This window comes from Aurantimonas sp. 22II-16-19i, assembly GCF_002088275.1.
Taxonomy (GTDB): Bacteria; Pseudomonadota; Alphaproteobacteria; order Rhizobiales; family Rhizobiaceae; genus Jiella.
This window is the reverse complement of the sequence record NZ_AQQS01000053.1, coordinates 1-20,865: the sequence shown is the minus strand read 5'-3', so window position 1 is coordinate 20,865 and position 20,865 is coordinate 1. Positions and strand designations below refer to the sequence as shown.

The window sequence follows — 20,865 nt, the reverse complement described above, 5'->3', positions numbered from 1 at the left end:
ACTGTAAAGCCCTATCGCCCGAAAGCTTTTGAGGAGACAATCGACATGGAAGAAATCCAGATGGCCGCCGCGATCATCGCCTTCGCAGGTCTCGCTTTGGCCTGGTGCGCGCCGCATCTTCTCTTGTTCATTGGCGGTGTCGTGCTGATCTTCTTCGGCGCGGTATCGGGGGCGCTCTCACCGCAACCGATGCATCTTCTCGTCTTCGGCTTCGGGGCTTTCATGCTCTGCGCCGCGCCGGTCGTTCACGCCGCCCTTGGGCACATCGCCCGGTCACGGGTGACGGCCCCGTCCGCTGCGGAGCCGATCGCGACCGAGCCAGCCAGCCCGCCACGTCAGCGGCAGACGTCCGACGACTACTTCCGGCGCCTGCAGTCGACGCGGCCCATCGGGACGCCGGACTGAGAGCCGGATCACTTGCCGCGTCCGGCTTCCCTCCATGCCGCAGCACGCTCGAACCAGCCGGCGATCTCGTCGAGCGTCATGTCGCCGACGGTGCCGGCGTCCCACCGGAACCCGAAAACGAGGATGTCCGCTTGACGAACAGCGGACTCGCATCGATAAAAAAATCGCGAAACCGGTAGTAAACCGCCTCGCCGTCCGCATAGTCGAGGTCCTGGATGGCGCCGGGTGCGACGTCCATCAGCAGGCGATCGACATACTTCCACACCACCGCGTCGTCCCAGATGGCCTGATCGCGGATGACTTCGAAGGGCGGACCAAGCGCGATCCGGTCCTTCAGCTTCGGCTCGCGGAACCGCAGCTCGTCGAAGGGCTTCGACCCGTGGTCGTAGCGCCGCGACAGCGTGACGACGATCTCCGACATCAGCCGGTGATCCTGCGGTAGCTGTCGGACTGGATCATCAGACCGGTCAGCTCGCCGTTCTCACGGTTCACCTGGGCGTCGCCGGTGATGCGCCCGCTGACGAAGACATGCGTCACGCCGGAGAACTCCTCGACGATGTAGATGTCCTGACTGCCGGCGCGCAGGATGTCGCTGAGATTGTCGCCGACATCCTCCAGCGTCAGCTCTGCGGACGGCGCCCGAAGCGCTGCAGCGTAGGAGTTGATGCCGTTCTGGTTGCGGATGGCCTCGGTCGAGAGATCGGCCGGGTTCATCGTCACCGCCGAGCGCAGCGTGTAAGCGGTGCCCGACGAGCCGCGCATCCGCATCTCGCCGCCGAAATTGTTTCCTGCCATGGGTCAGATCCTTCTTCAGGCGGCGACGGTCTGAGACCGGTACTCGCTGTAAATCGTCGCGTTGGCGGCGATCACGTCGAGCGGGTTGATCATGTCTAGCGGCGCGAAAATATCCACGCGGTTCGGATTGTCGGCGTTGCGCTGGACGTCCAGGCGATCGGCGAACTCGGCGATGTTGTCGAGCACGCCCGGCATCTCGGCCGCCGTCTCCATCATCGTCGCCTTGATGTCCTTCACGGTCGTGATCGCCAGGAGATCGCCCGGGTTGGAATTGGCGATGCCCTTCTGCCCGTGCTCCGACTGCAGCCGGGCCCGGAAGCGCCGCAGCGCATAGATCACCTGGCCGATCTTCTGGATGTCCCGGAAGGTCGTGTCGACGTTGCCGGCGCCGTCGGTGCGCGACATGGTCACGGTCTTGTCGATCGTCACCGCACCGTCAGAACGGACCATCCACGTCGAGATGCCGGAGGTCAGGAAGGCGTCGCGGGTGGCGTAGTCGTTCAGCCACAGCGAGCGATCCCGCGGCGCGAGAACCTGCTGGACCTCAAGGCCGGTCTGGTTGCGCGAGACGTTGCCGAGCGCGCCGTCGGACAGCCACGGCACCTGCCGGGCAACCTCGGCGGAGACGAACTCCCAGGGCGGGGTCGCGTTGCCGGCGCTGGTGATCTGCGGGATGACCGAGACGTGCCGCGTGTCCTTCGTCAGGCCGAAGGTGGTCATGGCCGAGGTCGACGCCGTCTTGACCGCGAAGACGTGGCCATAGGCCTGCCGGTTCCACGCCCACCGCCCGGAGGTATCGTTCATCAGCGACAGGTAGCGGGCGAAGTTGGTGTCGTCCGCCCATGGCGAAACCGTCCAGTCGAAGGGATCGTCGGCATACTGCGCCAGGAGGCCGGAGAGATCGGGATCGCCGGCGCCCGGCGTCGTGGTGGCATAGGTCAGGGCCGCGCCTGCGAAGGCGTTGGAGGCGACCGTCGTCGGCGCGTGGATGTCGACCGTTCCGAAGATCGCGCCCTTGTGGCGGGCCGTCAGGGTCACGACGGCGCCGATCACGCTGGAGGTGTAGGGCAGCGCCGCCAGGGTGAGCGGATCCTGATAGGCGTTGATCGCGGCATTCAGCGCGGCCGCGACATCGCCGACGGCATCGCCGGCGGAAATCTCCACCTGCAGCGTGCGGCCCGCGATCTGGATCACGCCGACGCCACCGGCAGCCGGAACGCTCGCGACCGTGATGGTGCGGATCTCGGCGGTGCCGACTTCCGTCGCGGCGCCGACCCAGATTTCCTGCGCCGGGGCGTTGGCCCGGGCGACCCGGAACATCTCGGCAAGCATCGAGCCCTTGCCGCAGAGCGACACCGCCTCGCGCATCGTCTGGACCGGCGTCAGGGTGTCCACGGCCAGCGAGCCGGCGGTGGTCTTGTAGCCGAGCAGCACGAGCCGCGACTGGCTCTCGAACTGGCCGCCGGAGTTCACCTCGAAGGAGATGATGGGGGCGACGATGTTGCCCGGAATGCTATTGAAGCCGATCGCCATCAGGCCGCTCCCTTGCTCTTGGTGGATTTGCGATCCCCGCCGTCATCGGCGGGCTCGATCTCTGCGATGCAGCCTTCCTTGAGAAGGCGGCGGGTGAAGGCCTCGCTGTCTTCCATCGTCTCGCCGTCGGCGCGGAACTCGCGGCCGCGATAGGGCAGCCGCTCGTCGCTGTTGACGAGCCGGTAGCGTTTCAGAGCCATTGGGGTGTCCTTCAGAAGGTGACGACGGCGTCGGGCGTGTCGCCCGGATCCTGCGGCGCATCGCCGGCGCCGACGGGCGCGACAAGGCCGATGGTCGCAAGCGGCACGGGGGCCGCCGGCGCGGTGAAATAGGTGGCGAGATCGTCGAGCCGGCCTCTCGCATAGGAGGCGGCGGGAAGCGCCAGGCGCAGCCGCTCGACCGAGGTCGGCAGCGCGGTCGAGCCGAAGTCGTCGTCGGCGATGTCGCAGCGCAGCGTCATGATTTCGCGGTGCCAGCGCAGTCCCATCTCCGGCAGGATGAAGGGCTCGATGACGATCTCGGTGATCACCTTGGAGACCATCCGGAAGCCCGCCGCCGTCTCGCCCCGGGCCAGCACATACCGCACTTGGGCGACGAGCGAGGCGAGCACGAGCCGCGCCTTGGGATCGGAGCCGGCGAGCGGCATGGTGGAGGTCTCGCCTTCGTCCGTGGCCGAGACGGCGAGATCGCAGACCACCGCCAGCGACGCAGAGGCAAAGCCGATTGGCCCGGCCGACGTCATCGGCCCGCGACGCTCGATCTTCTTGTCCTCGGTGTAGAGGCTGATCGACGGGGTATAGACGAGGCTGTCGTCGAGTTCATCGACGCCGATCCCGCGGGAATCGAAGACGCGGTCGCCGGCCAATGTCGGGAAGCCGGTGCCAGCCGCGAGCGCGGCAGTCGGGCACAGCGCCTCATAGGCGGCAAGCCGCAGGGCTTCGGCCGTCAACATCAGGCGGTTCCGATCCTGTTCAGCCAAAAGCCGACGCGCCCGGTCTCGTCGTCGTCGACCGTGACAATCTGGTAATGCGTGTCGTCGGAGACCCGCCGCAACCGGTCGCCGGTCTTGGGCATCCATGCGAGGGCGCTGACGAAAGCGGTGGCGAGGATGGTTGTCACCCGCCGCGGCGCCCGATCGTCCGGCGCGGTGCGGTTGCTGGTTCCGAGCCCGGTCGAGGACGGCTCGTAGTCGAGCGTCCCCATGAAGGGCAGCGGCAAGACGTCGGGATCCGGAACAGGTTCGGACCCGCGCGCTGCGCCGGCAGCCCGGTGCATTTTGACCGCCTCGAATTCGGTCTCGTCGAAGGCCGCGGCGAGCACAAGGTCCGCCGCGGCGAGATGAGCGGAGAAGCTCATGGTTTCAGGAACCGGTGCTGATCGAAGGCTTCGTTTTTGCCTCTGCCTTCGGCGGTTTCTCAGACAAGTCGTAGTGCTGACCCGGGCGCAGGAACACGCCGTTATAGTACCCGGCCGAAACAACCTTGATCTTTGCCATCGATGTTCTCCATCAAATTCCGGTGGCTGAACGTGCCACCGAAGGGCCGCCTTACTTCCCCCGCGCGAAGCCTTAGCGGCCGCGAGCCGAGTAGAGCATTTCCGGGCGCGTGCAGATGAACAGCGGATAGCTGTACATCTCGACGCGGCGGAAGGCGTTGCGACCGGATGGATCAGGCAGGATCATGCCGTATTTCTCCTTGCCGCGCTGATTGACGTAGGGCTCGAATTCGGCCGGGGCCCAGCCGACCTGGAACGCACCGCGCGCATTGACCGGGAAGAACTTCGCCTTGTCGGTACCGACCGAGATGCTCGTTCCGTCGTCCGTGCCGCGATAGTTGTGCCAGGTTATGTTGCCGAAGGAGAATGCCCCGTAGGCCGCTCCGGCAGTCTGCAGGTCGGCCGCGGCAGCCCACTGGAGATAGAACTTCTCGACATTCGGATGGGAGATCAGATCGTCGTAGAAGGTGTCGCCGACGATGGCGTGGATCTCGGTCGAAGGCGTCCAGACGCCCTTCGCCGCCGTCTTCATGCCGCGCTCGACTTCCTTGCATTTGCCGCGAACGTTCGTTCCCGGCGTTCCGAGCGCGAAGTTGATTTCGGTCGGCTGCGTGATATCCCAGTTCGTGTACCAGTTTTCGAGGACAGTCGTTCCGTCGGAGTCGTAGACGATTCCCTGGATGGCGCCGAGCCGCTGATGCTCCCAGGTCAGCTCCATGTCGTCCTGAATATCGGCCATGCGATCGACGACCTCGGCCTGCATATCGCGAACGGCCATATCCATCGGCATCCCGAGCACGCCCTGGAGCTCCTCGGCATAGATGGTCGACCCCTCGGCCAGGCGCTTGGTCTTGAAAGGCCTGACGTCGGAGCCTTTGAGGTTCAGCTCCTCAGGCGGCTCACCGGTCTGGGACGTCGGGATGAGAGCCAGCTTTCCTTCCTTCTTCGCGATCGCGATGAAGCGCGAGCGCGAATAGATGGGCCGGAAGAGGTTGAGAGACCCGAGAAGCTGCGGCTTGTAGTCGATTTTCTGAACGACTTCCTCGTTCAGCTCGACGACGCCGAAGGCATCCTGGTCAAAGATATTCAAGACCGAAGTCATGTCGTGTTTTCTCCTTCGGGCGTCAGCGCGCGATGATGCCGAGAGCGGCAAGTTGAGCGAGAGCCGCATTGCGTTCGGCGTCGATGATGTCGTCCGGCCAGATCAGCTGCTCGGCGACGACTTCGCTGTCGCGGGCGGTGATCACCCTCTCGACGTCGGCCGACGTGGCATCGCAGCCCTCCCACAGGATGCCGGCGGCGGTCTGCGACCCGTCGGCGCCGTCCTGATCGAACTGCACGTATTTTCCGGATGCCGTGACCTTGCCGAGAACGGTGGCTGCTTTCAGCACACCAGCGCCGGACGCGATGGTCACCTTTTCTCGCGAACGGTACATGCCGTTCGCCTCGGAAACGAGATAATGCGCCGTCGCCTGGCGCGTGTCGGTGAGCGTAACCATGTTCGGTTCCCCTTAGCGCGCGCGGCGCTTGTTGGCGGAAGCGACAACGTCGCCCCATCCGGTGGACTTGGTGCCCGGCTGGCCGCCGGGCTGCGGAACGCCGCCGGACATCCGAGCCTTCGCGTAATCCTCGACGGTGGGCGCCGCCGGCTCCTGTTGAGCAGCCTCGGCCTTCGGCGCCTTGGCGAGCGTCGCCTTGATCGCCTCGTCCGACATTTCCGTCTCGATGAGGTGCTCGGCGAGTCCCTCACGGCCCTTCGTCTCATCGAAGGCCATGACGGCCTTGCGCCGTGCCTGGTAGGCGGCGACGGCACCCTTCGCGCCTTCGGCCTTGGCGGCTTCGAGCTTGGCGGAGATATCCCCGCCGTCCTTATTCTCCGACATGGATGTCTCCTTGTTTTGCCGGGGTTGCGTGGCGGGCGGGGCCGCCGCTGTGGCGCCGTCGAGGCGCCAATCCTTTTTCTTCGCCAGCGCGACGAGGCGCTTCGGCGCATGGGCATAGGCCCCGTAATCGAAGGCCGTGGCCTTGGCCTCGATCTTGATGACTTTGCCGCCGACGCTGTCGGCAAACCCGGCCGCGACCGCAGCTTCCGGGTCGAACCACGTCTCGGCTGCCAGCATGGCTCGGATCTCGTCTTCCGGCTTTCCTGAGCGAGCCGAGTAGACGCGGGCGAAAGTGGTGGTGAACGCCGCCTGCTCTTCTGCAGCAGTGCGCAGCCGGGCAGCATTGGCCGACAGCAGCGAGACCATCGGCTCGTGGATCATGTAGACAGAGCCGGGATTCATCACGACACGGTCGCCGCCGCACGCGATCAGCGATGCCGATGAAAGCGCCATGCCTTCGATCACGATCGTCGTGGTGCCGGCGCGAGCCGCGAAGGCGTTCCTGATTGACGACCCGTCATCCACATAGCCGCCCGGGCTGTTCAGGTGGACCGTCAGCTCCGAGTCATCATCGATCGCGGCCAGAGCCGTCACGACCTCTGGATAGGTGAAATAATCGTCGAAATAGTCGAGACCCACGGTACCGTTCAGGTACAGGTGCGACCCGTTGGCGATGACTGGCATGGTGGATTCCTCAGCAGCTCGGCGTGAACCGGAAGCGTTTCGCGTAGCGGCGCCGCAGCCCGCCGGTCTTCTCGGCACAGAGCGCCTGCAGCCGGGCGAGTTCGGCGTCGATCCCGGTCATGTCCGACTTGCCGTAGCGGACCCGGCGGTTGGTGATCGCCGACTTGATCTCGACTTCCTCGACCCGTTCCCCGGAGATGAACCGGAGCTTGACGTTGTAGAGGGCCTGCCAGAGGGCGCACGGATCGTCCGGGTCGACCGAGACGCCGCCGACGAGGATCGGGTCAGCCATTGGCCGGCGCTCCTTCGATGGCGGTTTCTGCCGCGGGCTCTGCTACTGCCAGCTTGGCCGGGACATAGGGATCGCCCATGCCCAGCCCCTCATAGAGCGCGATGTCCTCGGCCCGCATTTGCGCGATGTCCTGCGGGTCGTAGCCAACCGCCGTGCTCTCGATCGCCAGCGAGGAGGTCCGGTTGCCCAGCCGCTCCGTCGCCGCCTTGGCGCTCTTCAGATCGTCTGCCGTCGGCGCCGGCGGCCCGACCCATTCGGCCCAGCAAGCCTTTTCGCGGTTCGCCATGAAAGCCGCCACGCCGCCCTTGAACAGGATCCGCCCCTCGACGACGCTTTCGGTCAGCCACGCCTCATAGATCGCCTGGCAGATCGGCGCCGCGATGCGCTCGCGCCGGCGCATCACCACCGGCCAGATCGAGGCGTTCTCCATCCGGACGGACGAATAGGTCGCGTTCGAATGATCGAGGGTGAAGCTCGAAAACGTCACGCCGATGCATCGCGCCATGATCCGCTGCAGATGCATCGAGAACGGCAGGTAGCGCTCGCCCGGCGTCGCCGCCGTGTGGAAGTCCAGCTTCTCGCCGGGCCCCATGTGGTTAATCTGGCTGTCGCCGATCGCGACCCGGCCTTCTCGCGCCGCGTCGAGCCTCGCCATGACCGCGCCGTAGAAGTCGGCCGCGAGTGCTTGGCCGATCTGCTCGCCGCCGATCTCGAAATCCGACAGGGATTCGATGGCTTGGAATGCAGCCTCGCTCGGTTCCGGGCTGGTGATCGTCGCGGCGAACACGGTCTGAAGCACTGCGGTCTGAAGCGTGGCGTCGTCCAGCTTTTCGGACATTGCCCAGGTCTTCATGACCGGCGCTAGTTCCGAGATGCCCCGGACGTCGTGCGGATCCTTTGGATCGAACACGTGATAGAACAGCGCCGACCCGAAGGCGTCCCGGGCAGAATAGTCCCGGGTTTCCATGAGGCCGCCGCGATCGATCTTCAGGCGGTAGGCCTGCGGCCGATCGTTCTCGTCGTGGATGACGCCCTGGATCAGCCCCTCGAACTCGTTCGTGTCGCGCACGAGGTGAACCGGCGAGGTCGCAGAGACCTTGATCCCGGTCCTGATGTTGTAGCGCCGCCGCGTCGCCGCCGGCATGTAGCCGAGCGCGCCGCAGGCCTCGCCGAACGCGACGTGATGCCCGAGGCTCATGTCGATGATCTGCGGGATCGTGAACTTGCCGCGGTGATCGCACTCGGCCGGGTTCCACGACCACTGCCGCCATTCCCGCTCGACGAGCCGCTTCCAGTCGCTGCGATCGGCCGCGGTCCATTTCATGGCATCGACGTCGGGCTGGGCGTTGAGCTTCAGCTCCGTCCCGACCGTGTCGGCCTTGACCTGATCGACCGCGCCCTTCAGCCGGCCAGAGTTGTGGATGAAGTCCGCGGCGAGCGCTGCGGCCCGGTCCCATGCCCACTGAATGTCACGCCGGGAGTCCGGCAGCGACGACCAGCGCGAGGTCAGCACCGCCGATCCGGTATCGCGGAGATAGCGCATCGTCGGGCGAGCCGCCGGCGCGACGGCCGCCGCGGGAAAGGCCACACTTCCGGCCTGGACCCGCACGCGCGGCTTCGCCATCGCTGTCATCGGTTCCGCCATTGGAGCCTTCTCTGCTCGAACAGGCTCGGCTTCTTCGCCGCAACCACTGTCTCGACTGATGCGGTTTCCGCCTCTGGCTCTTCAGCCACCGGCTCGACCACGACCTCGGCCGCCTCGACGACAGTCCTCGGCATCCTGCGGCCGAAGCTTTCCTTCGCCGCGAGCGCATAGACGGCGCAGTCCAGCGCCTCGTTTCGCGCGCCGCTCGGCAGCTTCCATTTGCGCTTCGGGCGCCCCTTGAAGCGCTCGATCACAACCACTTCGGAAACCAGCTGGGCGACATAGCTCGCCGTGACCGTTTCCGGCAGGTGGACATAGCCCCGCGGGGCTGGTGCGCCGTCCTTCGCCGGGTTGATCCGGAGCCGCCCATAAACCGCATCCTTCGCGGTATCGACGCCGACGGCATAGAACGGCATCGCGCCGCGCTTCGACTTGCTCGCCTTCGGCGTCCAGATCGGCCGGACGCCGTCCATACCCTTGATCGCGAAGACCTTGCGGCCCCGCCTGTCGCGGCAGAATTTCAGCACCTCTTGGGTGTGGTGGCCGCCCATGTCGACGCAGGCGGCGCGGGTCCGCAGCCGGGCCCCGTCGGTTCGCAGGCAGACCGCCTTGAGCCAGTCGTCGAGTTCGTCCCAGATCTCCGGCTTGGCCGGATCTCCCATGAACACCTCGTGCTCGATCAGCCCGCTCTCGTCATTGTCGCCGAACCCCCAGCGGCTGGCCTCGATGCGGTCGCCCTGGACGTCGACGCCGGCCGTGACGAGATGGCACCACTCCGGCACGTCGTCCGGCCCGTAGTTCTCGCCGCGGGTCAGCAGGCTTTCCGCCTCAAGCCGTTCCGCCTCGTCTTCCCACGTCTCGCCGAGGACCGTGTTGACCCACGTCTTCAGCAGCGACGGCGCGCCCTTGGCGGCGAGGAAGTCCGTCACCGTCTCCGACAGCCGGCGCCATGGCGAATAAAGCTCGTTCAGATGAAAGCCGGCGACCCCGGTGAACTCGCCCTCGGCCTTCCATTCGCCCTTCCGGATCGCGGTCCAGCGCTGGACATCGGTCCACAGCGAGCCGCAATCCTCGCAGGCGTAGTGTGCCGTCTCCGGCTTGTGCTTCCCGTCCTCGTTCGACCAGTGGACCTGCGCCCACTTCAGCGCCTGCTCGTGACCGCAGTCCGGGCAGGGCACATGGAAACGGCGGCGGTCGCTCTGCTCGAAGGCCCGCTCGATCCGCGACAGCCCCTTGATGCCGGGCGTCGAGACCAGAACCACCTTGCGGTTCCAGAACGTCGTGGTTCGCTTGACGGCCAGGTTGACAGGGTCGCCTTCGGTGCCGGCGCTCTCGTCGTACCGGTCCACCTCGTCGGCTAGGACAATCCGGATCGGGCGGGACGCCAGACCGGACGGCGCATTTGCGCCGACAATGCTCATATGACCGCCGATAAAGGTCTTATGCAGGATCGTATTCCCGCTTCCCCGTGATCGAACAGGGGCAATCTTCCTTGCTAGAGCGGGGGTATCGCGCACCATAGTCGCGATACGATCCTTCGAAAAAGCCTCCCCCATCTCAAGCGAAGGCTGCACGATCAGAATCGGCGCCGGATCTTGATCAACATGGAAGCCGATGACGTTCAGCAGGATCTCGGACTTGCCGACCTGCGCCGAACTCATCATGACCACGGTGTGAACGCGAGGATCGCTTACTGCGTCCATCACTTCGCGCTGATACTCCGCGCGCTCTGTGCTCCACCGCCCTGGCTCCGAAGAAGCTTCAGGAGAAAGTCGACGCTCCCGATCCGCCCACTCTGAAATAGTCAGCTTCGGAGGAGGCGCGAATATTGGCCATGCTTCTCGAACGGCGTCAGTCGCCGTCGGCCCGAGTTTCATCCTCAGATATTCCGGCGACGACAGTTCCGGCAAGCTGCGCGAGAGCCTCATGAACAGCGACCGTTAATTTCGCTTGGATCGCTTTCACGTCATCCATTCCGACAACCGATGCCGCCGTCTTGGTCGGAAGCGAGAGCAGTTTCCCTCGGACCCGCGAGAAGCACGAGGCCAATGCGGTCGACACCTCTTCCCGTGGGATCAGCTCACCGCGGCTCTGCGCATTTTCCAGCGCATACTTGTCGGCAAGTTCCTTGTCCTTTCGGGCCGCCTCTTGAGCGCGGTCAAGGTCGCCTGTCTTTGCCCTGCCAGCGGCAACCTCTCGGATATGCCGAACATACTCTTCTCGGACTGTATCGAGATCATAGGAGCTGCGAAGCGCCCGGCTGATCACACCCTCATCAACGATTTTTCGGAACGTCCGCTCGTCCATGAAAAGGTGCGCCGCAGCCTCCCCAATGGTTGCCATTGGCGGACCTCCCCGTTTGAGCGTTGAAATCTAGTGGGATTCCGCGCGCGGCCCGCACCGCAGGCCCTTGCCTCGCCCAGACGGTCCCTTGATTTCGTTGCAGATTTGTCACGGTTTGGCACAGTGGTGCATAAATGTCACGTGCAAAAATGTCGCAGTGTCACATTTATGCATCACGATATGTGCGGCTTAGATACGATGCCGCGTGGTGCTGCAGCCGCCTGATGCCTCAGAGACGGCCGAGCATGTACGTTATGCCTCGTGCCATCTCTTGGAAGAACACGCCCCTTGCGATCTCGCCCAACATGTCCTCGTACACAGGAGGGTTGCGGGTGGCCTCGCCCGCCGGGTTCGGGCCGAAGAGACGCATGGTGGGATAGCGGGCCGAGCCCTTGCGCTTCAGGATCCGGCCAGCCCCCTTTCCACCCTTGGCGATGAAGGCCGAGCGATAGGTGCCACGCAACGGGACGGCGACGCCGCGCTTGTTCTGCTTCCCGCCGATCTCGTCGAGCGGGATCTGCTGGGACTTCACGACCAGCATCATGGCGTCGGGCGTGATGTAGGACCGCATCCTCGCCTTGATGTGCTTCTGGGCGACATCCATGCGGGCCGAGGCCAGCTGCGCATAGGTCCGCTCGACCACCGAGCGCGATCGCCCGTAGGCCCGCGCCATCACCTGTTCCTGCATATGGGCCGGAAGCTGATGGAACGCCTTGGACAGCCGCGCGAAGTCGGCGCTGTCGATCTTGAACTCGACGGTCACTGCCCAGCCCCGCCCGGCTTCGTCTCGCGCACCACCGGCTGCCGATAGATCGGCACCGCGCTGCCATGATCGGCCTCACCGCGGCGCACGTCGCGCAGGATGGCCGGGACCGTCTTCACCGCCCCGATCACGCCGCCCTTAGCGTGGCCCGCGGCGAGAAGCCGGCGCCGCCTCTGATAAGCCTTGCACACCATCACGCCGTCACATCCATCGGTGGGATCAGCGCCGCCACGTCCGGCTCGCGCACGTCAAGCCACGCCATCGGCGCGCCATGGTCGGCCGCGATGCGGGTCCACAGCTGCCGATCTTCCGGATCGAGGTTCCACGCGCCGACGATGACCGAGGAGCCCAGCGACAGCAGCATCCCCGCCAGCGCGCCCATGCAGAGCGTGATGTGGCCCTCGTCCAGCGGGTTGACCAGCGCGGCCCGGATGTCGTCGCGATGGACGCACATGAGGGAGCGATCCTCGGCCATGAGACGCTTGGCGAGGGGCATCTTGCCCGTGTTCGCTGGGCCGGAGATCACGACGAGACGCTGCATGGGATAGTTCCGCGTGGCGAAGCTGAAGGCCCGGCGGATGGCCGGGCCTCTGGTGCTTAGGGCCGGTTCACTGGCAGATGTAGGCGTCCCTGACGAAGACCTCCTCGCGGAGCTTCTGCCATCTGGCTGTCTTGTACCAGGCGCGCCAAGAACTACCCGCGCCTCCCTGGGCGCAATGCGCCTCAGGGTTGGCTTTCACACGCGATTGCTCTTTCCTCAAAATTGCGCCAGTCTTCTTCCGCAACCAAAAGGAGATGGCATGAAGTCCACTATCATAGTCGCGACGCTCGCCTTATTCGGTCTCACGACCGTCGCGTCTGCCCATGGAGGCGGCTGCCGAAGGTCTTCGCCTCCGGGTCAGTGCTGCCACATGGACCGAAGTGCCGGCACCGTTCATTGTCACTGAAGCGAGAGGGGAACCGCGTTGCGCCATCTGTCCATCGCCCTCTTGGCAATCTTCTGCACGCATGGCGTCGCACTTGCTTGGGACGGCGTAGATACAAACTCTGGTGACTCAGTCGAGATTGACCGGGGGAATCTCGTACGGGAGGGCCTCGACATCGAGGTGTACGACCACTCGACGGGCGAGTACCACGACGTCACCGTTGAAGGGATCAACCGCTCAGGGAGTTCGGTTGACGTCGAGGTCTACGACAACAAGACCGGCGAGTACCGCACCTTCGAGATGGAGGACGGCGAGTAGCCGCTGCATGGCGCGCATCACGGCCGCCTCTTGCATTGCCCGCCCGTCATTGAGAGCAACGACGGGCGGGCTCATCTATCGCAGGAACGTGTCGCGGCTCGCGCCGCTCATCGAGATCGGCGCACTGCAGTCAGCCGGAACGACCATTGTCGTTGTTCGCCGAGCCTGCCAGCGCGTCGCGTTCCTCAAGGGTTTCGATGATCCGGGCGAACACACCATCGCCCACGTCCGCGAAATCGAACCGCACCCATTTGAGATCACCGAAGTAGAGCTCGGAATCCATCCATTCGTCAGTGTTGAGCTTCGCGTCGGGAAAGGGGCCGTCCCATTCGTCGGTGAACTCATCGTCCTCACCGACCATGTCGTTCAGAAGCGGACGAGGATGGCGAAAGATGAAGCCGCCGCGGAAGATCTCTGCCCATTCATAGTCGCATGGGTCGTCATGGGCATCGACCATGTCCCACAGGGAGGCCGTAGCCGGGGCGGTGAAGATCCCGAGGTATCGCTTGGAGTCACGCTCGCGCACAAGGAACATCTGCAACCTCGACCATACCTGGGACAGGCAGAGTCTAGATCGAAGGGAATCCGGAGAGCAAATAAAAAAATGGCGGGTCTCTTCCCGCCGGAGGTCGCTATGCGACGCCTGAAATCACAGATACCTGTTCTGGTCCGAAAGTCAACTCATCCCAACGCCGCCGCTCGCGCTCTAAGCGCCGAGACGAGCTGGCGACAAACATCCTGCGCGAACTGCGGATGGCGGAAGGCCCACTGTTGGTTGACATGCAATAACCTTATTGCACATTGGTCTGCATGAATGCTGAACAGCTTGCCGAGTTTTCAAGGCGCTAGCCGACCCTATCCGTCGCCGGATCATAGATCGGCTGCGTGAGCAGCCCGGCCAGTCACTCTTCGAGATTTGTGTCGTGGCCGTCCCAGAAGGTGAAAGGGCCATCTCCCGACAGGCGGTAACCCAACATCTCGATATGCTGGAGAAAGCCGGACTGGTCCGCATTTTTTGGTCGGGCCGAACCAAAAGTCACTCTCTCGACCTCACGCCGCTACGAGAGGCGGCGGATGAATGGCTTCATAAACATCTTCAGAAAGGAACAAAGCCATGAAAATCTATGTCACGAGCGTCTTTGTAGACGATCAGTCCAAGGCGTTGGAGTTTTACACCAAAACCCTTGGCTTCATCGTGAAGCACGACTTGCCTTTGGGCGAGAACCGTTGGCTCACGGTCGTACCGAGTGAAGCGCCTGACGGAACTGAGCTGCTGTTGGAGCCGAGCGACCACCCTGCCGTGAAACCCTATACGAATGCCCTAGTCGAAGATGGCATACCCGCCGCCTCATTTAAGGTTGATGATTTGGACGCTGAGTATAAAAAACTGCGCGCCCTTGGCGTCAAGTTCACGGTAGACCCGATGGATGCGGGTACGGTTCGCATGGCTGTTTTCGATGACACCTGCGGAAACCTGATCCAGCTTGTGCAGATGAACAACAGGTAGAAGGCGTTGGCACCGTTGTCGCGGCGGGGGTGATCCCTCAAGCCCGTCACAGATACCGGTAATGGATCGCCAGCGTCCGCAAATCCATGTGCAGGACTGCCGCCATCTCCTTCTCGCTGATCCCGAACCGGCCAGCGATCTCGGACGTTTTGAAGCCTTCAACGCAGTAGCTGACCATGCGCGCCGCTGTCAGCTTGCCGATCTCTCGCACGACCTCCCTCACCTCGTCCATGGCGACGCAGCGGCCGTCGGGCAGGCCCTTCCACTGACCGTTGCCGCCACCACCCTCAACCAGGCTGGATGAGCCAGCCGACGCGATACCAGCCCGCTCCCAGACGCGCGCGAAGTCGCACCCGGCATGGTACAGTCCCTCGTTCCCCTCTCGGCCATACCGCCATTCGAAGGTTCCTGGCCGGCAGCGAACCGAATGCGTGAGCACCTGCTGCGTGCCGGTATGCAGGCGCCGCACATGGAGCACAGCGCCGTCCATCCCACCCTTGGGCTGATCGTCCTCCACCCGCTTCGATCGTGCTGCCTGCTTCGTCTTGGCCATCAAATCCTACCCTCGTGATCGTTCGGTCTGCGGCGCCGGTGTCAGGCTGCGTCTCGCCGTTCTTCCCAGCCTTCGCCGTCCGTGTCCTCGACCAGATCCGGAGGCGCCAGACAGCCGGGAGAGTTCGGCAGTGGGCCCCATTGGTCGACAGGCCAGCGCCGCGTCCGCCGGGCGTGCTCCAGCCGCTTGCCCCACTGCTCGGCCGCGGCGGGCCGAGGCAGCTGCACGACGTTCTCGTCGGCGTAGCGCTCCTGGCTGAGCCACGTGATGGCCTGAGGCACGAACCGGGTTGGCTTGGGATGCTGGGCCGCGAGCTTCCGTGCCGCGGCGACGATCGCATCGGCATCGTGGCCGCGCCGGACGAGCTGGTCGAACCGAATTCGCGCTGGCTTCTTCGGGTTTGCTCCCTCCCGCTTCGGATAGGCCTGCCAGAATTCTTCGAAGCGGTCCGGCGGAGCCGGCTCACGGGGTGCGGATGCACCGAGAGAGTTCTTCTCTGGCTTCTGGCATCTGGCTTCTGGAATATGGGTGTTATCCGGTTGGTTATCCAAAGCCTCGTTCTGTGAGCGTTTACAGAGACTTGGATTGCCGCCCATCTTGCCGTTTTCTCTCAGTTTTCTCGCCCGATTCTCGTCCCGTTCTATCCGCCGGCTGTAGATCACGCCGTTCTTCCGCTTCGAGTAGACGGCAGCCTGGCCGAGTTCGGCGAGCAGTTCGACAACGAGCGCTTCGGTCGATCCCGACAGCGCCGCGAGTTGTCGGGCCGTGACAGCTCGGCCGTTGATGACGAGGTCACCGCGGGGATTCGCCTCGTGCATGATCGACAGCATCTCGATCCACAGTCCGCGGGCGGCGAGGCTGCACGTTCTCAAAGCCGGATCGGCGCGCCAGTCTGCAGGGAAGAACTTCATCCAGGGCTGCTTGCTCATGACCGGTATCGATCCCCGTTTCGGACGGCGGAATAGGCCATGTCGCACCACAGATTGATGGTGCGGACCGGGCCGTTTCGCTGCTTGGCAATGATGAATTCGAGCCGGTGGCGCTCCTGCTCCAGACGGTCGAGGCGCGCGATGTCCTTGTCGGCGTCGGTCTCCTCACAGCGCTCCAGGTAGTAGGCCTCGCGATGGAGGAAGATGACGACATCCGCATCCTGCTCGATGTTGCCGGAGTCGCGGAGGTCGGAGAGCTGCGGTCGCTTGTTCTCGCGGGTCGTCACGAGCCGGGAGAGTTGCGACAGGAGGAGGAACGCGATGTCGTACTCCTTCGCGTAGTCCTTCAGCGCCCGGGTGATCTCCCCGATCTCGTTGTTGCGATTGCCCCGATAGGCGGCGCCCGGCTGAACGAAGCCGAGATGATCCAGCATCAGGCATTCGAGGCGGGGCCAGCCACGCTTTTCAAAGCGCTCCAGCATGCCCTCGATCTTCATGCGGATGTCGAACGTGTTGACCGGGCTTTCGTCGATCTCGATCGGCAGGGACTTCAGCTGCCCGTTCAGCTTCTCGACGTGCAGGTACTGCGCCTCGTCGAGGCTGCCGCGAATGATGTCGACATATTCGATCGGCTGGTGCGTCGGCAGGGAAAGGTCGGACAGCGCGCGGGCCGTCAGCTTGGCCGAGTCCATCTCAAGGGAGAGGATGCCGATCCCATGGCCCTTCCGCGCCGAGGACAGCGCGATCGACGTCATGGCGCTGGTCTTGCCCATGGACGGGCGAGCGCCCATCAGGATGAGATCCCGGCGCTGCATGCCGCCGGTGTCCTTGTCGACATCGGCGAGACCCCAGGATATCCCGCTGAGCGCTCCCTTGCTCTCCATCGCACGGCGGGCGGCGGCCAGCGCCGCGTCTCCCGCCTCCCCGGCCGTCATCCGCGTCTGGCGCGAGCCGGCGACCCGAATGGCCGTCGCCATCTCTTCCATCATTGAACCGGTCGATTTTAGGAGGGTGCCGATCGATGAGGATGGCTCCCGCGCCGCCGCAGCGGATGATTCGAGCGTCCGGGCGAAGTTGATGCGCGCCCACTGCTCGACGACCGCGCGGCCAGCCTTCGTGATCGTGGCGCCGCCATGAATCGTGTCAGCCAGCATCGATGCCAGATACTGGCTCGTCGTGATCCCGAGCCCGTTCTTCAGCGCGTCGTCGACGCGAGGTGGAATCAGCGGTCCCACCACGGGCGCATGCGTCGCGCCCGACTGATCGAATGCTTGGCAGATCGCCTCGTAGATTGCTGAATGGATGTCTTCGATGAAGTGCTCTTCGCGCAGGAACGAGCGAACGGCCGGAAGCCCCCTGCCCGTCAGAAGTGCCCCGAGAAGCTGTTGCTCGACCTCGGGAACAAAGCTGCGATCCTGCATCATCGTCATGCCGAGCGCCCCGTCGAAGCCGAGCCGTCGGACAGCGCCTCGCGCTGATCCCCGGTCATGAAGATGTCGAGGAAGCGGCGCCAGGCGCGGCCGGCCGCGATACCGTCCTGAAGATCACGAGAGACCTCGGCCTTCTCCCGCGCCGCCAGATAGTCCTGGAACGCCTCGTTCGCGCGCTCCTCGATCGATGGGAACCGGACGACGCTCACGACACGGCCCTCCGCATCGGAACGACGGATGCGCCGTCCTCGTCGAGGATCTGCTTCAGTTGGAGGTCATGGGCGATGAGATCGGTGACGGCGCGGGCGACATGCTCGCGCATGCGGAGCGCCACCACCTCGTCCCGCTCGACGTCGCCGTCATCCTCCAGCGCCGTCGTCAGGTCGCAGACCACGGTGTTGAGGCCGTCGACGATCTCGCGGAGCGTGCGGTACCACCGCCCCTCGCCTGCCGGCCCCTGCTCAAGCTTGACGAACACGCCGCCGGCCGCCTGCGCCAGATCCTCGGCCGCGGCGCCGACGCCGTACCGCTCGGTGATCTGCCGGGTGCGGGTGTAGCTGATGTCGCCGGCCTGATCCGGATCGAGATGCTTGTAGAGTGTGCCGGGCGCGATGCCGAGAAAGGCCGCGACCTCGGGGACGCCGAGGCGCTCGTCCCCCGCTTCCCTCTCGCCGACCTGCGCCACCAGTCGCGCCAGAACCTCGTGCGGCCCCTGCCGCCGCTTCATCGGCTTCATCGGGAATACCACCGAGACGTTGCCAGTGACCGCATCTCGCCGTGGGTACACAGTACCAACGTCAGCCATGAGCGTGGCCTCAGCCAAATCACCGCAGCATGGTCAGGGAGCGCGCTCTTAGGGGACCTGAAATCCGATGATCGTAGCGCGCAGCCAAGCGGAGGAAGCCAATGCAGCCGAGGTGTCTTGAGAACATGACGCTGGACCGGCCAGGATGGGCCGGCAGGCGCGCGAATGACTCCAGCAATCATCCAAATTGCCAAGGCGCCATGATCAGGTGCGATTTTTGTCACGCTGTAACCTCGTCACCAACCAGGGCGACCTTCGGCCGATCGACACCAATGGGCCAACTCAAATCCTGCGGCCAGTTCACCGAGAACCAGATCATGGCCTTCTCATACCGAGTGACTTGGATGTCCTTGCCGGAACTGAGTGCAGCAAGCTTCCGAACGTCCCCGAGCGCGCGCCAGGAGACGGTTGATTGATCGAGGCCGGTCGCAGCCTGAAATGCACCGGCGACAGCAAGAAGGTTCGAGATCGCAATCATGATCCCGTTATCGGTAATAATACCGCATCTGTCAACGGCAATCTTACCGCTTTCGCTGGGCGAGATGAGCGGTTTGAATACCGCCCCATGCTCAATGACGTTCTAGCCAGAGTTCAAAAGCGCTTAGAAGTGGTCGGCTTAAGTGCGTCAGCCGCCTCGAAGAGGGCTGGCCTCTCGAAGGACGCGATCCGCAATATGCGGCGTGCGATCGAGAAAGAGGGACGCGAGGGTGTATCGACGCGCACCATTGCTGCGCTGGCGCCAGTCCTCCAGACGACAACGGGGTGGCTTCTCAGTGAGGAAGGCCCTGAAGATTCCAACGAGGACCTTATACCGATCATCGGCCGGGCAGGCGCCGCGACGGACGGCGCGATCGCCTACGCTGATGGTCAATCACACTTTGGTCATGTCCCTCGCCCTAGGGGATCCTCTGCGAATACAGTAGCGATTGAGATCCACGGTGGATCAATGGGATATCTCGCCGATGGCTCGATCGTCCTCTACAGCGACCGCCACGCATTGCCGTTGCCAGACATGATCGGGCAGGTAATCGTCGTCGGCCTATATGATGGACAGGTCCTGCTGAAACGGCTGCTGCGTGGTTCCGAGCCCGGCCTCTTCGATCTTGAGAGCATCAACGGACCGACCCTCTCCGACCGCCGAGTTGAGTGGTTTTCCCATGTTGATTTTATCATTCCGCCGTGGCGCGCTTCGCAAATGAGGTTGCCATAGGCCGCTGGCGAACGCGATTACCAATTGCCTTTTCCCTCTAATTCGAATCCTCTGGTTGTACGGCATTGAGCGGGGGACGTCTGTATGAGCATCGACGATAAACTGCGCGGTCTTTCCGATCGCATTCGAAATCACTCCAGTGCGATGCTGACCGAAGAGGCAGTGAAGACCGCTATCGTCCTGCCGTTCTTTTCGGCGCTGGGCTACGATGTGTTTGATCCATCGGAAGTGATTCCCGAGTTCACTGCGGATGCCGTTGGAAAGAAGGGCGAAAAGGTCGATTACGCGATCAAATTTGATGGCGCCATCCGCATCCTTATCGAGTGCAAGCCGCTCACGTGCGTTCTTGAGAAGCAGCACCTTGCCCAGCTCTACCGTTACTTTTCGGTAACGGACGCGAAATTCGCGATCCTTACCAATGGCCGGACGTTCCAGTTTCACACAGACCTCGAAGCCCCGAATAGGCTAGACGATCGTCCTTTTCTAACGTTCGACCTGGCGGAGCTGAATTCCAACCTGCTTCCCGAACTCAAGAAATTTGCCAAGGACGGATTTGATGTCGAGGGCGTACTCCAATCTGCAAATCGTCTCAAATATACTTCGGCTCTTAAGCGGACTATTAGTAACTTAACCGATGACCCGACGGAGGAGTTCGTCCGCATTGTCATAGCCGATATCTACGACGGTCGCTTCACAGCGGCCGTGAGAGATCAGTTCACACCGATGGTAAGGAGTGCGTTTCGAGAATTGGTCCGAGATATGGTGCAGAGTCGGATAACGAGTGCACTACAGAGTACAAACACTGTCGAGGTTGAGCAGGAAGCGAATTCGCCAGACGAAGACGAGATCATCACGACCGAAGAGGAGAAGGAAGCCTTCATGATTGTCCGCGCAATCGCACGAGAGGTCCTTGCGACCAATCGCATCGCAATGCGCGATCAAAAGAGCTACTGCGGCATATTAGTCGACAACAACAACCGGCGCCCTCTTGTCCGCCTCTGGTTCAATCGACCCACGAAGTACCTGGGCCTTTTCGATGGGGACAAAGAAGACAAGGTACGGATCGACACCTTGGACCATATCTATGACTTCACCGATAGGATCCGGGCTACAGCACGCCGGTATGCTGAAGATGGAACCTGACGCCGCGTGGTGGCTCCGTTCGACGCGGCCGATGCTCCTGCCGTTTCACCGACTTGGATCACCCACGATTCCTGCTGACGATGATCAGCTGTAAGCCGTCGCCTGCGTCTGGAGGATCATCACCCATGCCTGAGACTGTCGTGCCCGGCGCAAACCCTAGTGGTTTGACTCCAACGCTTGGAACCCGCGATTTCTAGCAGCAATGAT

At 63.5% G+C, this 20,865-nt stretch carries 29 protein-coding genes; 6 read left to right on the top strand and 23 right to left on the bottom strand.

The window, feature by feature from the left end:
- The first annotated feature begins 45 nt into the window (after positions 1-45).
- Positions 46-405 (top strand): hypothetical protein, encoded by a 360-nt coding sequence (locus tag ATO4_RS25450; protein ID WP_083594741.1) that lies wholly within the window; start codon positions 46-48, stop codon positions 403-405.
- Between the two features lie 76 nt (positions 406-481).
- Here ATO4_RS25450 and ATO4_RS25445 read toward each other — a convergent pair whose 3' ends face one another.
- From ATO4_RS25445 to ATO4_RS25370, 17 genes are all read right to left on the bottom strand, one after another.
- The gene (locus ATO4_RS25445) at positions 482-826 is read right to left on the bottom strand and encodes a phage tail assembly protein (RefSeq protein ID WP_083594739.1); all 345 of its coding nucleotides are present in this window, start codon (positions 824-826) and stop codon (positions 482-484) included.
- Positions 826-1,200 (bottom strand): hypothetical protein, encoded by a 375-nt coding sequence (locus ATO4_RS25440; RefSeq protein WP_083594737.1) that lies wholly within the window; start codon positions 1,198-1,200, stop codon positions 826-828. Before ATO4_RS25440 ends, ATO4_RS25445 begins: the two co-directional genes overlap by 1 nt.
- Before the next feature lie 15 nt (positions 1,201-1,215).
- Positions 1,216-2,733: a hypothetical protein gene (locus tag ATO4_RS25435; RefSeq protein WP_083594735.1), complete on the bottom strand. Its 1,518-nt coding sequence runs from the start codon at positions 2,731-2,733 to the stop codon at positions 1,216-1,218.
- Positions 2,733-2,933, bottom strand: a complete 201-nt coding sequence (locus tag ATO4_RS25430; RefSeq protein ID WP_083594732.1) for a hypothetical protein — start codon at positions 2,931-2,933, stop codon at positions 2,733-2,735. The genes ATO4_RS25435 and ATO4_RS25430 overlap by 1 nt, the downstream gene beginning before the upstream one ends.
- 11 nt (positions 2,934-2,944) lie before the next feature.
- Positions 2,945-3,685, bottom strand: coding sequence for a hypothetical protein (locus tag ATO4_RS25425; protein ID WP_083594730.1), 741 nt, complete (start codon positions 3,683-3,685; stop codon positions 2,945-2,947).
- The gene (locus ATO4_RS25420) at positions 3,685-4,089 is read right to left on the bottom strand and encodes a hypothetical protein (RefSeq protein WP_083594728.1); all 405 of its coding nucleotides are present in this window, start codon (positions 4,087-4,089) and stop codon (positions 3,685-3,687) included. The genes ATO4_RS25425 and ATO4_RS25420 overlap by 1 nt, the downstream gene beginning before the upstream one ends.
- A 4-nt stretch (positions 4,090-4,093) precedes the next feature.
- Positions 4,094-4,228, bottom strand: coding sequence for a hypothetical protein (locus ATO4_RS28770; RefSeq protein ID WP_280940531.1), 135 nt, complete (start codon positions 4,226-4,228; stop codon positions 4,094-4,096).
- Positions 4,229-4,300: 72 nt separating this feature from the next.
- On the bottom strand, positions 4,301-5,398 hold the full coding sequence (locus tag ATO4_RS25415; RefSeq protein WP_210191141.1) for a major capsid protein: 1,098 nt from the start codon (positions 5,396-5,398) through the stop codon (positions 4,301-4,303).
- Entirely contained in the window at positions 5,352-5,726 is a 375-nt protein-coding gene (locus ATO4_RS25410) for a head decoration protein (RefSeq protein ID WP_083594724.1), read from the bottom strand. The genes ATO4_RS25415 and ATO4_RS25410 overlap by 47 nt, the downstream gene beginning before the upstream one ends.
- A 12-nt stretch (positions 5,727-5,738) precedes the next feature.
- Positions 5,739-6,794 carry a head maturation protease, ClpP-related gene (locus ATO4_RS25405; RefSeq protein WP_083594722.1) on the bottom strand — a complete coding sequence of 352 codons (1,056 nt, stop codon included), beginning with the start codon at positions 6,792-6,794 and terminating at the stop codon, positions 5,739-5,741.
- 10 nt (positions 6,795-6,804) lie between these two features.
- Positions 6,805-7,086, bottom strand: coding sequence for a hypothetical protein (locus ATO4_RS25400; protein ID WP_083594721.1), 282 nt, complete (start codon positions 7,084-7,086; stop codon positions 6,805-6,807).
- Positions 7,079-8,710 carry a phage portal protein gene (locus ATO4_RS25395; protein ID WP_139802694.1) on the bottom strand — a complete coding sequence of 544 codons (1,632 nt, stop codon included), beginning with the start codon at positions 8,708-8,710 and terminating at the stop codon, positions 7,079-7,081. Before ATO4_RS25395 ends, ATO4_RS25400 begins: the two co-directional genes overlap by 8 nt.
- A gap of 5 nt (positions 8,711-8,715) precedes the next feature.
- Complete coding sequence (locus ATO4_RS25390; RefSeq protein WP_176223171.1) at positions 8,716-10,608, bottom strand: phage terminase large subunit family protein; 1,893 nt, start codon at positions 10,606-10,608, stop codon at positions 8,716-8,718.
- Positions 10,583-11,074, bottom strand: a complete 492-nt coding sequence (locus ATO4_RS25385) for a hypothetical protein (RefSeq protein ID WP_083594715.1) — start codon at positions 11,072-11,074, stop codon at positions 10,583-10,585. The genes ATO4_RS25390 and ATO4_RS25385 overlap by 26 nt, the downstream gene beginning before the upstream one ends.
- 229 nt (positions 11,075-11,303) lie before the next feature.
- Positions 11,304-11,837, bottom strand: coding sequence for a hypothetical protein (locus tag ATO4_RS25380; protein WP_083594714.1), 534 nt, complete (start codon positions 11,835-11,837; stop codon positions 11,304-11,306).
- Positions 11,834-12,031, bottom strand: coding sequence for a hypothetical protein (locus ATO4_RS25375; protein ID WP_083594712.1), 198 nt, complete (start codon positions 12,029-12,031; stop codon positions 11,834-11,836). The genes ATO4_RS25380 and ATO4_RS25375 overlap by 4 nt, the downstream gene beginning before the upstream one ends.
- Positions 12,031-12,378 carry an AAA family ATPase gene (locus ATO4_RS25370; protein WP_083594710.1) on the bottom strand — a complete coding sequence of 116 codons (348 nt, stop codon included), beginning with the start codon at positions 12,376-12,378 and terminating at the stop codon, positions 12,031-12,033. Before ATO4_RS25370 ends, ATO4_RS25375 begins: the two co-directional genes overlap by 1 nt.
- Before the next feature lie 424 nt (positions 12,379-12,802).
- Here ATO4_RS25370 and ATO4_RS25365 point away from each other — a divergent pair, with 424 nt between their 5' ends.
- The gene (locus ATO4_RS25365) at positions 12,803-13,081 is read left to right on the top strand and encodes a DUF5334 family protein (protein ID WP_083594708.1); all 279 of its coding nucleotides are present in this window, start codon (positions 12,803-12,805) and stop codon (positions 13,079-13,081) included.
- A gap of 130 nt (positions 13,082-13,211) precedes the next feature.
- Here ATO4_RS25365 and ATO4_RS25360 read toward each other — a convergent pair whose 3' ends face one another.
- Positions 13,212-13,616 (bottom strand): hypothetical protein, encoded by a 405-nt coding sequence (locus ATO4_RS25360; protein WP_083594706.1) that lies wholly within the window; start codon positions 13,614-13,616, stop codon positions 13,212-13,214.
- Positions 13,617-13,938: 322 nt separating this feature from the next.
- On the opposite strand from ATO4_RS25360, the gene ATO4_RS25355 reads away from it, so the two are divergent.
- Positions 13,939-14,199, top strand: coding sequence for a helix-turn-helix domain-containing protein (locus tag ATO4_RS25355; protein ID WP_083594704.1), 261 nt, complete (start codon positions 13,939-13,941; stop codon positions 14,197-14,199).
- On the top strand, positions 14,196-14,588 hold the full coding sequence (locus tag ATO4_RS25350) for a VOC family protein (protein ID WP_083594702.1): 393 nt from the start codon (positions 14,196-14,198) through the stop codon (positions 14,586-14,588). Before ATO4_RS25355 ends, ATO4_RS25350 begins: the two co-directional genes overlap by 4 nt.
- Positions 14,589-14,634: 46 nt before the next feature.
- Here the strand turns inward: ATO4_RS25350 and ATO4_RS25345 are convergent, their stop codons facing one another.
- Genes ATO4_RS25345 through ATO4_RS25325 form a run of 5 tightly spaced genes read right to left on the bottom strand, consistent with a single transcriptional unit; the run spans position 14,635 to position 18,236 of the window.
- The gene (locus ATO4_RS25345) at positions 14,635-15,141 is read right to left on the bottom strand and encodes a hypothetical protein (protein WP_083594700.1); all 507 of its coding nucleotides are present in this window, start codon (positions 15,139-15,141) and stop codon (positions 14,635-14,637) included.
- Positions 15,142-15,182: 41 nt separating this feature from the next.
- Positions 15,183-16,070 carry a hypothetical protein gene (locus ATO4_RS25340; protein ID WP_083594698.1) on the bottom strand — a complete coding sequence of 296 codons (888 nt, stop codon included), beginning with the start codon at positions 16,068-16,070 and terminating at the stop codon, positions 15,183-15,185.
- Positions 16,067-17,500, bottom strand: coding sequence for a DnaB-like helicase C-terminal domain-containing protein (locus ATO4_RS25335; RefSeq protein WP_083594697.1), 1,434 nt, complete (start codon positions 17,498-17,500; stop codon positions 16,067-16,069). The genes ATO4_RS25340 and ATO4_RS25335 overlap by 4 nt, the downstream gene beginning before the upstream one ends.
- Positions 17,497-17,709, bottom strand: coding sequence for a hypothetical protein (locus tag ATO4_RS25330; protein WP_083594695.1), 213 nt, complete (start codon positions 17,707-17,709; stop codon positions 17,497-17,499). Before ATO4_RS25330 ends, ATO4_RS25335 begins: the two co-directional genes overlap by 4 nt.
- Complete coding sequence (locus ATO4_RS25325) at positions 17,706-18,236, bottom strand: hypothetical protein (protein ID WP_139802692.1); 531 nt, start codon at positions 18,234-18,236, stop codon at positions 17,706-17,708. Before ATO4_RS25325 ends, ATO4_RS25330 begins: the two co-directional genes overlap by 4 nt.
- 481 nt (positions 18,237-18,717) lie before the next feature.
- On the opposite strand from ATO4_RS25325, the gene ATO4_RS27505 reads away from it, so the two are divergent.
- Together ATO4_RS27505 and ATO4_RS25310 are read left to right on the top strand one after the other, a co-directional pair.
- Positions 18,718-19,515, top strand: a complete 798-nt coding sequence (locus ATO4_RS27505) for a S24/S26 family peptidase (RefSeq protein WP_176223170.1) — start codon at positions 18,718-18,720, stop codon at positions 19,513-19,515.
- A gap of 84 nt (positions 19,516-19,599) precedes the next feature.
- The gene (locus tag ATO4_RS25310; protein WP_083594687.1) at positions 19,600-20,658 is read left to right on the top strand and encodes a type I restriction enzyme HsdR N-terminal domain-containing protein; all 1,059 of its coding nucleotides are present in this window, start codon (positions 19,600-19,602) and stop codon (positions 20,656-20,658) included.
- Positions 20,659-20,865 lie beyond the last annotated feature (207 nt).